Source organism: Pseudomonas syringae pv. tomato str. DC3000, assembly GCF_000007805.1.
Classification (GTDB): Bacteria; Pseudomonadota; Gammaproteobacteria; order Pseudomonadales; family Pseudomonadaceae; genus Aquipseudomonas; species Aquipseudomonas avellanae.
On record NC_004578.1, the window covers coordinates 1,247,723 to 1,261,861 of the forward strand.

14 protein-coding genes and 1 riboswitch are annotated in these 14,139 nt (G+C 59.2%); of the genes, 8 read left to right on the forward strand and 6 right to left on the reverse strand.

Going from position 1 to position 14,139, the window contains the following annotated elements:
* Positions 1 to 60: 60 nt before the first annotated feature.
* Both mqo and PSPTO_RS06010 read right to left on the reverse strand, forming a co-directional pair.
* A complete protein-coding gene (gene mqo, locus PSPTO_RS06005) occupies positions 61 to 1,569 on the reverse strand; it encodes a malate dehydrogenase (quinone) (protein ID WP_005768808.1) in 1,509 nt (502 codons plus the stop codon).
* Between the two features lie 719 nt (positions 1,570 to 2,288).
* Positions 2,289 to 2,522: a hypothetical protein gene (locus tag PSPTO_RS06010; RefSeq protein WP_005736543.1), complete on the reverse strand. Its 234-nt coding sequence runs from the start codon at positions 2,520 to 2,522 to the stop codon at positions 2,289 to 2,291.
* A 228-nt stretch (positions 2,523 to 2,750) separates the two neighbouring features.
* Here PSPTO_RS06010 and PSPTO_RS06015 point away from each other — a divergent pair, with 228 nt between their 5' ends.
* On the forward strand, positions 2,751 to 3,332 hold the full coding sequence (locus PSPTO_RS06015) for a YajG family lipoprotein (protein WP_005768806.1): 582 nt from the start codon (positions 2,751 to 2,753) through the stop codon (positions 3,330 to 3,332).
* An 80-nt stretch (positions 3,333 to 3,412) separates the two neighbouring features.
* On the opposite strand, the gene PSPTO_RS06020 is transcribed toward PSPTO_RS06015, so the two are convergent.
* On the reverse strand, positions 3,413 to 3,619 hold the full coding sequence (locus PSPTO_RS06020) for a hypothetical protein (protein ID WP_003379241.1): 207 nt from the start codon (positions 3,617 to 3,619) through the stop codon (positions 3,413 to 3,415).
* A gap of 257 nt (positions 3,620 to 3,876) precedes the next feature.
* On the reverse strand, positions 3,877 to 5,040 hold the full coding sequence (locus tag PSPTO_RS06025; protein WP_005768804.1) for a 1-acyl-sn-glycerol-3-phosphate acyltransferase: 1,164 nt from the start codon (positions 5,038 to 5,040) through the stop codon (positions 3,877 to 3,879).
* 106 nt (positions 5,041 to 5,146) lie between these two features.
* Here PSPTO_RS06025 and PSPTO_RS06030 point away from each other — a divergent pair, with 106 nt between their 5' ends.
* The 4 genes from PSPTO_RS06030 to PSPTO_RS06045 all read left to right on the forward strand — a co-directional run bounded on the left by PSPTO_RS06030 (position 5,147) and on the right by PSPTO_RS06045 (position 7,249).
* Positions 5,147 to 5,329, forward strand: a complete 183-nt coding sequence (locus PSPTO_RS06030) for a CPXCG motif-containing cysteine-rich protein (RefSeq protein ID WP_003318204.1) — start codon at positions 5,147 to 5,149, stop codon at positions 5,327 to 5,329.
* On the forward strand, positions 5,329 to 5,589 hold the full coding sequence (locus PSPTO_RS06035; protein ID WP_011103440.1) for a DUF2007 domain-containing protein: 261 nt from the start codon (positions 5,329 to 5,331) through the stop codon (positions 5,587 to 5,589). Before PSPTO_RS06030 ends, PSPTO_RS06035 begins: the two co-directional genes overlap by 1 nt.
* Before the next feature lie 28 nt (positions 5,590 to 5,617).
* Positions 5,618 to 6,247, forward strand: a complete 630-nt coding sequence (locus PSPTO_RS06040) for an SOS response-associated peptidase (protein WP_005736538.1) — start codon at positions 5,618 to 5,620, stop codon at positions 6,245 to 6,247.
* Positions 6,248 to 6,430: 183 nt separating this feature from the next.
* Positions 6,431 to 7,249 carry a M48 family metallopeptidase gene (locus tag PSPTO_RS06045; RefSeq protein ID WP_007244107.1) on the forward strand — a complete coding sequence of 273 codons (819 nt, stop codon included), beginning with the start codon at positions 6,431 to 6,433 and terminating at the stop codon, positions 7,247 to 7,249.
* 56 nt (positions 7,250 to 7,305) lie between these two features.
* On the opposite strand, the gene PSPTO_RS06050 is transcribed toward PSPTO_RS06045, so the two are convergent.
* Both PSPTO_RS06050 and PSPTO_RS06055 read right to left on the reverse strand, forming a co-directional pair.
* Positions 7,306 to 7,890 carry a TMEM165/GDT1 family protein gene (locus PSPTO_RS06050; RefSeq protein ID WP_005768799.1) on the reverse strand — a complete coding sequence of 195 codons (585 nt, stop codon included), beginning with the start codon at positions 7,888 to 7,890 and terminating at the stop codon, positions 7,306 to 7,308.
* Positions 7,891 to 7,903: 13 nt separating this feature from the next.
* A riboswitch (yybP-ykoY riboswitch) is annotated at positions 7,904 to 8,097 on the reverse strand.
* 39 nt (positions 8,098 to 8,136) lie between these two features.
* Positions 8,137 to 9,135 carry a class I SAM-dependent methyltransferase gene (locus PSPTO_RS06055; RefSeq protein WP_005768797.1) on the reverse strand — a complete coding sequence of 333 codons (999 nt, stop codon included), beginning with the start codon at positions 9,133 to 9,135 and terminating at the stop codon, positions 8,137 to 8,139.
* A gap of 236 nt (positions 9,136 to 9,371) precedes the next feature.
* Between PSPTO_RS06055 and PSPTO_RS06060 the strand changes: the two genes are divergently transcribed.
* The 3 genes from PSPTO_RS06060 to PSPTO_RS06070 all read left to right on the forward strand — a co-directional run bounded on the left by PSPTO_RS06060 (position 9,372) and on the right by PSPTO_RS06070 (position 14,124).
* Positions 9,372 to 10,004 carry a LysE family translocator gene (locus PSPTO_RS06060; RefSeq protein ID WP_005768796.1) on the forward strand — a complete coding sequence of 211 codons (633 nt, stop codon included), beginning with the start codon at positions 9,372 to 9,374 and terminating at the stop codon, positions 10,002 to 10,004.
* A gap of 190 nt (positions 10,005 to 10,194) precedes the next feature.
* Positions 10,195 to 11,877, forward strand: a complete 1,683-nt coding sequence (locus tag PSPTO_RS06065; RefSeq protein WP_005768794.1) for a fatty acid--CoA ligase — start codon at positions 10,195 to 10,197, stop codon at positions 11,875 to 11,877.
* A 309-nt stretch (positions 11,878 to 12,186) separates the two neighbouring features.
* Positions 12,187 to 14,124: a DUF1302 domain-containing protein gene (locus PSPTO_RS06070; RefSeq protein WP_011103441.1), complete on the forward strand. Its 1,938-nt coding sequence runs from the start codon at positions 12,187 to 12,189 to the stop codon at positions 14,122 to 14,124.
* Positions 14,125 to 14,139 lie beyond the last annotated feature (15 nt).

Below are 14,139 nucleotides of genomic sequence, written 5' to 3' on the forward strand. Positions count from 1 at the left end.
TGGCTCGGAAGAGCTCACGGGGCTTTTTGTTTACATCGCTTTCACGCGGCAATGGGCAAGTCAGGCGAAGCTCTGCTCCTGACTTTTTTTCTCGACCAGCTCCAACGCTTCGTCGTTCTGGGTGCTGACGCGTTCGTACAACTGCGCATCGGTCTCCAGAATCTTTTCCCGCGCCGGGAAAATCTCGTTGAGCTTGCTCGCCCACTCGGTGCGGGTTTTTTCCGGGAAGCAGCGTTCAATCAGCTCCAGCATGATCGACACCGTAACCGAAGCGCCTGGCGATGCGCCGAGCAGTGCGGCAAGCGAGCCATCCTGCGCAGAAACCAGCTCGGTGCCAAATTGCAGCACGCCGCCTTTTTTCGCATCTTTCTTGATGATTTGCACCCGTTGCCCCGCCACTTCCAGGCGCCAGTCCTCGGCTTTTGCCTCTGGATAGAAGCGACGCAGCGATTCCAGGCGTTGCTCCATCGATTGCATCACTTCGCTGACCAGGTACTTGGTCAGGTCCATGTTGTCACGAGCGACGGCCAGCATCGGTTTGATGTTGGCGACACGTACCGAGAGGGGCAGGTCGAGGAACGAGCCATGCTTGAGGAACTTGGTGGTGAAACCGGCATATGGCCCGAACAACAGGGACTTATTGCCATCGACCACGCGAGTGTCCAGGTGCGGCACCGACATCGGCGGCGAACCCACGGCGGCCTGGCTGTAAACCTTGGCCTGGTGATGCTTGACCACTTCCGGGTTATCGCAACGCAGCCACTGGCCACTGACCGGAAAACCGCCAAAGCCCTTGCTCTCTTCGATGCCCGACATCTGCAGCAGCGGCAATGCCGCACCGCCTGCGCCGAGGAACACGAATTTGGCGTCGATCTCACGCGTGCCGCCGCCGTTCACGTCCTTGACCATCACGGTCCAGCCTGCGCCCTTGCGGGTCAGGCCGGTGACACGGCTGCGGTACTTGATCTGCGTATCTGGCGCGCTGGACAGGTGGTTGAGCAGTTGATTGGTCAGCGCGCCAAAGTTGACGTCAGTGCCGTTCAACATGCGCGTTGCGGCGATTTTCTCGTCTGCAGCGCGGCCGGACATCATCAGCGGCATCCACTCGGCCAGCGTTGCCTTGTCTTCGGTGTATTCCATCGAAGAAAACGCATGGTGCTTGCTCATGGCTTCAAAACGGGTCTTGAGGAACGAGATGCCGTTTTCGCCCTGCACGAAACTCAGGTGCGGGACCGGATTGATGAACGACTTTGCCGAACCGAAAGTGCCTTTGCGCGCCAGAAAGGCCCAGAACTGCTTCGAGACCTCGAACTGGGTATTGATGTGCACGGCTTTCTTGATGTCGATGGAGCCATCAGCCGCAGGCGGCGTGTAATTGAGCTCGCACAGACCGGCATGACCGGTGCCGGCGTTGTTCCACGGATTGGAACTCTCCGCAGCACCGGAATCCATAAGCTCAACGACTTCCAGCTTGAGGCCGGGGTCGAGCTCCTTGAGCAATACCGCCAGCGTGGCACTCATGATGCCCGCTCCGACCAGTACTACATCAACTGCTTCGTTATGCGCCATTAACGCGTCTCCAAAATCTGCAGCACCAAATTGACGGCATACGATCCTGAGGCTGGATGCCAGGTGGGCGGGGACCGATCAAAAGGTTGCCCTCGTTTTCCTGGCCAGGATCGCCTGACCGATTCTTCGCAATTTTTCGCATCTAAAGCGCAGGTCCCGGTCAGGCTTGGGGAGGGTTCATTAGCTAAGCATGAACGCATTTTCAAGCCCGCGAGGCCATTCGACCATCGTCAGGGAGCCCGGCAACGGACTGCACCTGTCGATGGCGTCAGGCTCCGGTTGTGGAGGCGCAGTCGCGGTCAGCCCTGTTCAAAGGGGCCGGTTCAGACGCTGATGGTGCATTTACAAACGCGTACCTATTCATTTGCTCGCCACACTCTTGTGAAGTAGTGAAACCCGTTTTTCACGTCCTTTTGGGAACGTGAACCAAACCTCAAAATGGCTGCGATGACAGCGCTGGCAAGTCAGGAGCATAAAGAGTGAGGCGCTGGCAGGCGAGAAAGGTTCGATACGATTCGAGCATTCTTCACCTTTCATCGAGCACACTCGTGCGCAAATGACCTGTGTGGGCGGCTCTCTGTGGGCAGTACGAAGGAGCTAATACGGCGATTAGCGATGCTGCGAGGCCCGATCAGGAGACGTCCTTATAATCGGGGGAAGATTATAGCGATGAAATGACAGGAATTGATCGCTTTAAATGACTTTTATTCGCTATCGGGTCAGGCGGTGAGCAACTGGCCGCGCGTTGAGCGTGCGCTACGCTGCGTCGCGCGTGCGCTGGCGGGCAGTGGCTGATTCAGCCAGCCCAGTCGTTGCTCGGTCACTTCGACCCACTCGACGCCGGAGGGGCGTTGCGCGCAATGCTTGAACGCGCGGCAGATGCCGGCCTGGTCGATGCGGGCATAGTGGCGGTGCTGATGGCGTGCAGTGAACAAGGACCGGAACAGATTCATGGCGCAGCTCCTGTGACGTGAATGAACGTCTGTGCGATGAGGACGAGTCTGCCGCGAGGATGTGACGCCCTGATTACATTGCGCCGCCTGAATCATTGCAGGAGCGGCTGCCTGAACCCCGCTGCGCGGCCAATGTCCGACGCTTAACGGTCGGCGGCCTCTGGTGAGCGGCTGTTACAGGCCGCTATACTGCGGCACATTCAGTGTCTGGCCCATGGAGAAATGAGCATGCTGCGTCGCATTTTGTTCGGTTTGCTTGCTGTAAGCAGTTTGACCCTGGTGGGCTGTGCCCACAGTCCGCAACAACTCAGCCCCACGCCCAAGCTCAACGCACAGCTTGCGGCAGTAGGCCGTGGTCAGCCGGTGGTCGTGCGCGTAGTCGATGGCCGTCCTGGTCCGACGCTGGGCACTCGCGGTGGCATGTACCCGGAAACCAGCGCTATCAGCGTCACCGGTGCCGACATCGTTCCCAAGCTTCAGGCTCAGGCAGAGTCCGCCGTGCGCCTGCTGGGCTTCACGCCTACTCAGGGTGGCAATGCTCCGCAACTGACCGTGACCCTGGCGGACTTGAAATATCAGTCGCCAAAAGAAGGCCTGTACGTGACTGAAGCCACCATCAGCTCGACGTTCCGTGCTGACGTGCGTAATAACGGTCGCAGCTACAGCGGTCGCTATGCAGCGTCGCTGGATCAACGCTTCGGCATGGCGCCGAATCAGGAAACCAACACCAAGCTGGTGAGTGACGTGCTGAGCGACGCACTGACTCGCGTGTTCCAGGATCCGACCATCGGTTCGACCCTGGCGCAGTAAGCTTCAGCGCTAAACAAAAAGCCCGGCCCTTGTTGAAGGGGCCGGGCTTTTTGTTTTCTGGTATGTGGCTGAGGTAGGCCTCAAGCCGCCTGCTGATAAAAATCCAGAAAACTGAAACCGGTGTCCTGATCCAGATCCGGCAGGTCATGGTGAACATGCCCGCCGAGGGCGCAATAGACCAGCCAGTGGCGGTCCTGCACGTTGAAGGCCAAGCCGTCGATCAACTCCTGCTGCTCATCGCTCTGGGCGATGAGATAAAGGCGATCCTGATTTTTTGCGTGCAGCATGACAAGCTCCAAAAAGAGTGAAGTCCGTTTCTCGAGGAGCCACACAATGCGGGTGCCACGTTACGCTTGAGTGACAACGGCAGCGAATTGTCATGCAGGATGTTTCCGCGGCTGCATGCTTCTCGCGCATCTTGTGGGAGCGAGCCAAACGACGCTTCGCTTGCTCGCGAAGGCGGTGTTTGAGTCAATGCATGTTGAGCGCCCAGAACGGCGTACCCACGCGGAGCATGGGTACGACAGGCATTCTGGCGCAGTTCTTAGAGTGCCAACCCCGCCTTGACGCGGTACTGGTTGCGCACCGGTGTCGCGTATTGCTGAATCAGGTAAGGGCGGTGCTCGGCCGGCACGCCCGCCAGGCGACCTTCCCATTCATCTCTGGCGCGCTCGAGTTCGTCGGCCGCAAACACTTCAGACGCTGGCGGTACTTCAAGGCTGGGGTCAGCGTCGCTCCATTGCGCGTAAGCCAGGTAGTGCACCGGGAACAAGCGATAGCCACCGAGGATCTGCCGGTCCATTTCAATGGCCAGTTGCTTGGTGTCATCGAACTGTTCGGTGATCGGCGGCGCAAAATTCACGTGCACGCGGCCTTTGTAGCCGGTGATCCCCAAGGCGATGCTCACATCATCTTCGCCAGGCGTCTTGATGTAAGAGCCCGTCGTGGCGCGGATATACAGCTCGCGGGCCTTGGCGCTGTCGCACGGGTCGTACTCATAGCTGATCGAGACCGGAATCAGGTTCAGAGAGCGAATCACGTCGCCAAACGGCTCGTCCTTGCGGCTCATGTGGAACATCTTGAGGATTGCCGACTCGGTGCGATCATCACCGTCCTTGGCGCGGCCTTCGGCCTGGGCGATCCAGATGGATTGGCAATCCTTGGTAATCGAGTGATTGATGTACGCCGACAGCAACTGGTAAGCCGCCATTTTTTCGCGACGTCCGATGATCGAACGGTGCACGATGAAGCTCTTGTTCAGGCGCATCAGGTCGCTGACAAACGGCTTTTGCAGCAGGTTGTCGCCAATGGCGATACGCGGAGTGGGCAAGCCTGCGTGGTACACGGCATAGTTGACGAACGCCGGGTCCATCACGATGTCGCGGTGGTTGGCCAGAAACAGATAGGCACAACCGGACCTGAGCTGCTCGACGCCGGTGTACGTCACCCCGTCGGTCGCGCGCTCGATGGTGTGATCGACGTAATATTCGACCTTGTCCTGCAACGTGGCGACCGAGTCGATGCCGGCAAACTCACGGCGCAGCTTGCGTGCCAGGGTGGGTTGCAGGATCCATCCGAGCGTGCCTGCCAGGCGAGGAAAACGGAATTTGGTCAGGATGGCGAGAAAGGCTTTGTCGCTCAGCAGGCGTGCCAGGACGGCCGGGACTTCTGCATCGTTGTAAGGTCGGATGGCATCGAATTCGCCCATCATGCTCTCTTGTTTGAAACGGATAGGGTAAAAAGAAGACAGTTTTGTTAAAACTGCCGTCTGAAGAATAGGGCAATTATACGCACAACTGATCCCGGAGGCCGTGATGCAGGAATTACAGAGCTACGACTGCCCTTATTGTGGCGAACCTGTGGAGGCTGTGCTGGACTTGTCCGGTGGCGATCAACAGTACATCGAGGACTGCCCGGTCTGCTGTCGCCCGATCGTTTTCGATCTGCAGACCGACGGCGAAGACTGGAATCTGGACGTTCGCAGCGAGAACGAGTGATGCAGAAAGTCTACGAGCCCGAAAACCTCATGGAAGCCGAGTTGCTGCAGGCGACGCTTGCCAGCGAGGGCATCAAGGCTCACCTGGCCGGTCGTGACCTGCTCGGTGCGATGGGTGAGCTGCCGGGTTTAGGGCTTCTGGCGCTCAAGGTCGAAGATGCGCAGGTCGCACGGGCACGTGAGCTGATCACTGCGTACAATAGCGCCTTGCCCTTGTTCGGTGATGAGCCGGATGACTTTCCCGATGTACTCGTGTGCTGAGCACGATCAAAGAGTCTGATTAACCCCCATGTGTGGACGCTACGCCCTGTTTCGCTGGACCCCTGCCTTTGCCGCCTTGCCCGGTTTTCCTGCCGATCAGCAGGCACAATGGAATATTTCGCCAGCCGACTGGGTATTGATCATGCGTGCCGCCGAAAACAAGGACGGTATTGAACTGGTGCGCGCGCGCTGGGGGCTGACGCCGGCCTGGCTCACTGATCTTTCGAAAACACCCGCCCATGCGCGAGCCGAAACGGTTGCTGAGCAACCGATGTTTCGCGACGCGTTTGCGCACCGTCGCTGCCTGCTTCCGGCCAATGGCTTTTACGAGTGGCGTGGCAACCTGCGCAAACGCCCGTTCTGGTTGACGCCGGGGGAGGGCGCCGCCCTGTTTTTTGCAGCCATATGGGAAGCGTACCCGGTGCAGGGGCATACGTACCTGAGCGTGGCGGTGGTCACGCAGGCGGCAGCGACGCAACGTCGCCCGCTGATTCTGGATGCTCAGGGCCAGAAAGACTGGCTGGCGGCCGACACACCGCTTTCGACCCTGCAAGCCTTGCTGGCAGCGCCGCAGACAGCCCTGAGGGAGCGGCCGCTGGCCAATCTGGTCAACGACCCGAAACTCAATGCGCCCGAGTGCCTGACCCCATTGAGTTAGGCGTGCAGCGTTAAAAGTAGCGAATCAGACAAATCCGATATCCGCCTTGCGGCACATCTGATACAAACTGCACACGTTTGCGGGCACCATCTAGCTCTATCAACGCCCAGGCTGCCGGTTATCGGGTATCTGGCGCAGAGATCTGCCCCGAGAATGATCGCTTCACAATCAAGGAGATTCACCATGCGTCAGTCATTTGCCTTCTGTGCTTTGAGCGCCGCTTTGCTGCTCGGCGGGTGTCAGGCAATCAATACCACGAGTGGCGATTCTGTCGGTGTCGAGCGCAAGCAGTATATGTTCAGCATGCTCTCCACCGATGAAGTCAACAAAATGTACGCCCAGTCCTATCAGCAGACGGTCACTGAAGCGACCAGCAAAGGCGTCCTGGACACCACCAGTGCGAACGCCAAACGTGTTCGTGCGATCGCTGATCGACTGATTGCCCAAGCCCCGAAACTGCGGCCTGACTCGGCCCAATGGCAGTGGGAAGTCAATCTGATCAAGAGTGACGAACTGAACGCCAATTGCGGCCCTGGCGGCAAGATTTTCGTTTACAGCGGTCTGATCGACACCCTCAAACTGACCGACGATGAACTCGCTGCGGTCATGGGCCACGAGATCGCCCATGCCCTGCGCGAGCATGGTCGTGAAGCGATGTCCAAGGCCTACGGTGTGTCCATGGCCAAGCAGGGTGCTGGCGCCTTGTTGGGTCTTGGGCAGGACAGCCTAGCGCTGGCCGATACCGTCGTGAATTACAGCCTGACGCTGCCCAACAGCCGCAGCAATGAAAACGAAGCGGATTTGCTCGGTCTGGAACTGGCCGCCCGCGCCGGTTACAACCCTAATGCAGCCATTACCCTGTGGCAGAAAATGACCCGGAATTCCGGTGGTTCGCAGCCCGAATTCATGAGCACTCACCCTGCTTCGGAAAATCGCATCTCCTCCTTGCAGGCTGCCATTCCAAAAGTCATGCCGCTGTATCAGCAAGCCTCCAAATCCTGATCGACGTTCATTGCCATAGCGCTGCGGCATTCACCGCAGCGCTATGACAGGCATCGTCACACCCAGCCGCTGACCTGCATCGCCTTGTAGACCGCCACCAATGCCAGTACGAAAAACGCGCAGGCTGCCAGACGGCGGATCAGCGTCAATGGCAATTTATCCGCGGCAAAATTACCTGCCAGCACCACCGGCACGTTGGCCAGCAGCATGCCCAGCGTCGTACCGATAATGACCAGCCACAGATGAGAATACTGCGCCGCCAGCATAACGGTGGCGATTTGCGTCTTGTCGCCGATTTCAGCGATGAAGAAGGTGATCAGGGTGGTCATGAACGGGCCGAATTTACGCGCGGTGCTGGCCTCGTCGTCGTCCATCTTGTCTGGCACCAGGGTCCACAGCGCGGTGGCCGTGAAACTGGCGGCGAGAATCCAGTGCAGCACTGCGTCAGAGAGGAAGGTGCTGAACCAGGCGCCTACCGCGCCGGCTGCCGCATGGTTGGCCAGGGTGGCGGCGACGATGCCCGCGATGATCGGCCATGGCTTGCGAAAGCGTGCGGCGAGGATGAGCGCGAGCAATTGCGTCTTGTCACCGATTTCGGCGAGCGCAACCACTGCGGTAGGGACTAAGAATGATTCCAGCATCAGGTTTCCTAAGGGGCGGGTCGACACGGCTATGACACGTACGACCTCCCCGCCCCGGGTAAGGTGTTCGTGTCATAGGTCTTGTCAAACCACTGATCCGTCTGAGCGGATTCCGGGTCGCACGTACCATGGTCTGAGGACCAAGTATGTTGATACGTGCCGGACGAGCATGGCGCTCGTGGGAGACTACTCCCCTAGGACGGAGCGGATTCTGCCTCCGTAAAAACGTTTCGGCAAGCGCTTATTTCAAGAGCGTTTGGCGCTGTAGATTTTGAAACCGTTGCCCTGAGCCTTGACGTGGCAGTAGCCCACATGCTCTTCGATCAGTGGCTGGTAACGCAGAAAGTTATTCGCCACCAGGCGCAGTTCGCCGCCTGATTTCAGATGTTGGCGTGCTTTTTTCAGCAAGTTCTCTGTTGCCATGTAGTCGGTGTGAACCCCGACATGGAACGGCGGGTTGCTCAGAATGGTGTTCAGGCCCATCGGTGCGGCGTCGATTCCGTCACCGGTCACAACCTGTGCTTCCAGGCCATTGGCGGCCAGGGTCAGGCGCGAGCTTGCGGTAGCAAAGGCATCCACATCCAGCATCACCACGTCGTTGTGCGGGTAGCGACGTTTGACCGCTGCGCCGAGCACACCGGCACCACAACCGAAGTCGAGCAGGTTGCCACTGGGCAGCTTGTCGATGTTTTCCAGCAGAAGCGCCGAGCCGCGATCCAGACGCCCGTGACTGAACACGCCGGGCAGGCTGATGACGGTGAGCGGGCCGTCCTGCAGTTCGATTTGATAAGGCCGGGCGAGGCTTTCCAGGGTGACGGCTTGCGGGGCATTTTCGACAGTGACCTGCCAGAGCTGGCAATGGCGGGCGCTGTCGAGCTTGCGCGCGCGGCCGAACGGGCTCAGTTGTTTGGCGGCGGCTTCGATCCCGCCACGTTTTTCGCCGACCAGAAACAACTCGCGCCCGGCAAGGCGGGACGCCAGCGCATTGAGCAGGTAATCAGTCAGGTCGCGGGCTTTGGGCAGGAACAGCACGGCGGCCTCAAAGGTGGCCTCTGGCGCTTCAACGCCGAAATCCACGCGCCCTTCAAACCGCGCATCCAATGCGGCCTGATCACCGGCATGCCAGCACCAACCACGCGCGTTCGGCAGTTTTCCGAGCAGGTCATCGGCAGGCAGCCCGACCAGCAACAGCGAGCCCTGAAACAGCTCGGGTTGGCGGAGTAACACTTCACTGCGCGGGTCCATGGAATGGCTCCTGAAAAAGCGCGGAGTCTAACAGGATATGAGTCAGGAGGACGCGGAGCGTCTGGAACGGCATGCCGACGCAGAGCGTCGCACGATAGTTACGATTATCGTTCTGCACGCTCTGGCGAGGGGATGCAGTTCTCGACGCTCTGCGTCGCAAAATGCTGGCACCTGTCGCGAAGGCATCAGACGGCGTAATCTTGCGCGTCTGACGTCAACCCTCCAGGAGGCCTCGCATGTACTGGGCAGAATTTCTTACCGTCGCACTGATTCACCTGCTGGCCGTCGCCAGTCCCGGGCCTGATTTTGCGGTGGTGGTGCGTGAAAGCGTGACTCATGGCCGCAAGGCCGGCACCTGGGCGGCGCTGGGGGTTGGCTCGGCGATCTTTGTGCATGTGGGCTATTCGCTGTTGGGCATCGGGATTATCGTTTCCCAGTCCATCGTGCTGTTCAATGCCTTGAAATGGGCGGCCGCCGCCTACCTGCTGTACATCGGCATCAAGGCCCTGCGCGCCAAACCGGCCGCGGCGACGGACGATACCGCCATCAAGGCCGTTGCCGGTGAGCGCAGCGCACGGGGTGCCTACATCAGCGGCTTTGTCACCAATGGCCTGAACCCCAAGGCAACGCTGTTTTTCCTGTCGTTGTTCACGGTCGTGATCAACCCGCACACACCCTTGCTGGTGCAGGGAGGCTATGGCGTCTACCTTGCGGTTGCGACGGCGGCGTGGTTCTGTCTGGTGGCGCGGTTGTTCAGTCAGGCGCGGGTGCGCGCCGGTTTTGCACGCATGGGGCACTGGTTCGATAGGGCCATGGGCGGCGTGCTGGTAGCGTTGGGGATCAAGCTCGCGCTCACCGAAGTGCGCTGATTGGCGAGTATGGGGGCTGTCGACTCAGCATGTGCAGCGTCGAATCCCCCTTTCAAAAATAGCTGGCAAATAGCTGACCTGGCTGCCGGTACACCTTCCCAAATCATTCCTTTGACCGATTTCACTGGCAGCCGAGGGCCCTAGAGTCCATATTTCCAGCCTCGCCTGTGGACTTTGAAAAGGGACCCATATGTTACAGACTCGCGTTCTTCCGCCTGCCGATGGCGCTTACCAGTACCCTCTGCTGATCAAAAGCCTGCTGTTATCCGGCAGTCGCTATGAAAAGACGCGTGAGATTATTTACCGTGACTCCGTCCGCTACAGCTACCCGACCCTTAAAGAGCGCATCTGCCGTCTGGCCAATGTGCTGACGGCTGCCGGTGTAAAGGCCGGTGACACGGTGGCGGTCATGGACTGGGACAGTCACCGTTATCTGGAATGCATGTTTGCCATCCCGATGATTGGCGCGGTGATTCACACCGTGAACGTCCGGCTTTCCCCCGAGCAGATCGCTTACACCATCAATCATGCCGATGACCGCCTGGTGCTGGTCAACAGCGATTTCACGGGCCTTTATCAGGCCATGGCCGGACACCTGACCACCGTCGAAAAGACCCTGTTGCTGACGGACCTGCCCGACAAGACCGCTGACTTGCCCAACCTTGTCGGCGAGTATGAGACGCTGTTGGCGGCAGCTAGCCCCGAATACGAATTCGAGGATTTCGACGAAAACTCGGTCGCCACCATGTTTTACACCACCGGCACCACCGGCAACCCCAAAGGGGTCTATTTCACCCACCGCCAGCTGGTGCTGCACACCCTTGGCCTGTCGGCCATCATGGGCTGCATCGACAGCACGCGTCTGCTCGGCACTAATGACGTCTACATGCCCATCACGCCGATGTTCCATGTGCACGCCTGGGGCATTCCGTATGCCGCGACCATGCTGGGGCTCAAGCAGGTCTATCCCGGTCGCTACGAGCCCGAACTGCTGGTGGAGTTGTGGCGCCGGGAGAAGGTCACGTTCTCGCATTGCGTACCGACCATCCTGCAAATGCTGCTCAACGCAAAGTCGGCTCAGGATGTCGATTTTGGCGGCTGGAAAATCGTCATTGGCGGCAGCGCACTGAACCGCAGCCTGTATCAGGCGGCAAAAGCCAAGGGCATCCAGCTCACCGCCGCCTATGGCATGTCGGAAACCGGACCGTTGATTTCGGTTGCGCACATCAACGAAGAGCTGAAAGCCGGCAGCGAAGACGAGCAGATCACCTACCGGATCAAGGCCGGCGTGCCAGGAATGCTGGTAGACGCCGCGATCATCGATCAGCAGGGCAACTTTTTGCCGGCCGATGGCGAAACCCAGGGCGAACTGGTCTTGCGCGCACCCTGGCTGACTGAAAGCTACTACCGTGAGCCGGAAAAAGGTGCCGAACTGTGGGCGGGCGGCTGGCTGCGCACCGGCGATGTCGCGACGCTGGATGACATGGGGTTCATCGATATTCGTGACCGCATCAAGGACGTGATCAAGACCGGCGGCGAGTGGATTTCTTCGCTGGAACTCGAAGACCTGTGCAGCAGGCACCCGGCCGTTCGCGAAGTGGCGGTGGTCGGCATTGCTGATCCGCAATGGGGCGAGCGGCCGTTTGCCTTGCTGGTGATCCGCGAAGGTCATCCGTTCGATGCAAAGGAATTGAAGGAGCATCTCAAGCCATTCGTCGAGCAAGGTCACATCAATAAGTGGGCGATTCCCAGCCAGATCGCGCTTGTTACCGAAATTCCCAAGACCAGCGTCGGCAAACTCGACAAGAAGCGCATGCGTCTGGACATCGTGGAATGGCAAAACAGCAACAGCACGTTCCTTTCCACGCTTTGACCCCCTCTGCTTGCCGTGCCCGCCGGGCGCGGCAAGTGTCTGCGCCGCAGGTCCTGTTCTGCGACTTGCCAAATTTCCAATTTAAGCCATTCTCCTCGCCGGGCGCTTTCGCTTTCCTTCCCGGAAACGGGCGGGCCAGAGGCGTTGGTTCTGCAAATCACACTTTAGAGGGATCTAGCGTAGCAGCCTGCTGGCTATAGTCGGCACAGGGAATGAGCAAGAGCGGACCTGGCTGTGTGTGGATTCGATGACCGAGTCGTTTTTGGATTTTCCCACTGCCATAACAATAAAACACACGGAGTAGCATCGATGACAACCACAACCCCATTCTGGCGTCGGGCCAAGCTGCCCCTGGCCGTCAGCCTCGCGTCTTCACTGGCCGGCCCGGCTTTTGGCGTGACCTTCAACGTCGGTGAAATCGAAGGCAGTTTCGACTCCTCGTTGTCGGTGGGCGCGAGCTGGTCGACCGAGAAAGCCAACAAAAACCTGATCGGGGCCAACAATGGCGGGCGTGGGTTGTCGCAGACCTCTGATGACGGCCACTTGAACTTCAAGCGTGGGGAGACGTTTTCGAAGATTTTCAAGGGCATTCATGATCTGGAGCTCAAGTACGGCGATACCGGTGTGTTTGTACGTGGCAAATACTGGTACGACTTCGAACTCAAGGATGAAAACCGCGAGTTCAAGGACATCAGCGATTCGGGCCGTAAAGAGGGCGCCAAATCCTCCGGGTTCCAGTTGCTTGATGCCTTCGTCTATCACAACTATTCGATCGCAGATCAACCGGGCGCTGTGCGCTTCGGCAAGCAGGTCATCAGTTGGGGGGAAAGTACCTTTATTCAGGGCGGCATCAACAGCGTGAACCCGGTCGATGTCTCGGCCTTTCGGCGTCCAGGCTCGGAAATCAAGGAAGGCCTGATTCCGGTCAACATGTTCTACCTGTCGCAAAGCCTGACCGACAACCTGTCTGCCGAAGGCTTCTACCAGCTGGAATGGGACCAGACGGTGGTCGACAACTGCGGCACCTTCTTCTCGCAGCCAGACGTGATCGCCGACGGTTGCAACAATAACCTTGCAGTACTGCGCAGTCGCAGCGGCCTGAACAGTTCGCTGACAGCGGCCGGTTTGCCAGCGGGCGCGCGCGGGGCGGTGTTCAACTCGCTGTCGCAGCAGGGCGTGGTGTTCGGCAACCCGGACGAGGGCGCTGTGGTGCGCCGTGGTCCTGATCGTGATGCGCGTGACAGCGGCCAGTTCGGGTTTGCCATGCGCTACAACTTCGAGCCGCTGGACACCGAGTTCGGTGCCTACATGATGAATTACCACAGCCGCGCACCGGTTTTCAGCGGTCGCGGTGGTTCGGCGGCTTCGTTCAGCCCACAAGGGCTGGTTGGCTCGCTGGTTCGTAACGGCTTGCCGGCCGGCACCGCTGCAGCGTTGGCGCCGACCTTGCTGCCCGTCGTGGTGGCTGGCAACTCCAGTTATTACGTCGAATACCCCGAAGACATTCGCCTGTACGGTTTGAGCTTCTCGACCACATTGCCTACCGGCACCGCCTGGAGCGGCGAGATCAGCTACCGTCCGAATGCGCCGGTTCAGGTCAACACCACCGACATCCTGTATTCAGGTATTTCGCCGCTCAACCCCAACGTATCGCTGCTGAGCGGGCGGCCGAACACTGATCAGCCCGGTTATCGCCGCAAAGAAATCACCCAGATGCAGACCACGTTCACCCAGTTCTTCGATCAGGTCATGGGCGCCGAGCGTCTGACCGTGGTGGGTGAAGTGGGCTGGACCCACGTCGGTGGTCTGGAAAGCACCTCGAAAATCCGTTACGGCCGCGACCCGGTGTACGGTCCGGGTCCATTGCCAGGCGGTCAATGCGCAACGCTGAACGCCGGCACATTGACCGGTGCCGAGCAAAACAACCTGACCCGCTATTGCGAAGACGATGGCTTTACGACGGCCAACTCCTGGGGTTATCGCGCACGCGCCATCTGGGATTACAACAGCGTGTTCGCCGGGGTCAACCTGCGTCCAAGCGTGGCCTGGTCGCATGACGTGAAGGGTTATTCACCCGGCCCCGGCGGTAACTTCGAAGAAGGCCGCAAAGCGGTCAGCCTGGGCCTGGATGCCGAGTACCAGAACACCTACACCGCGAACCTTTCCTACACCAACTTTTTTGACGGGAAATACACCACGGTCGATGACCGGGACTTCGTGGCGCTCAGCTTCGGCATGAACTTCTAAGAACATGGTTTTCAG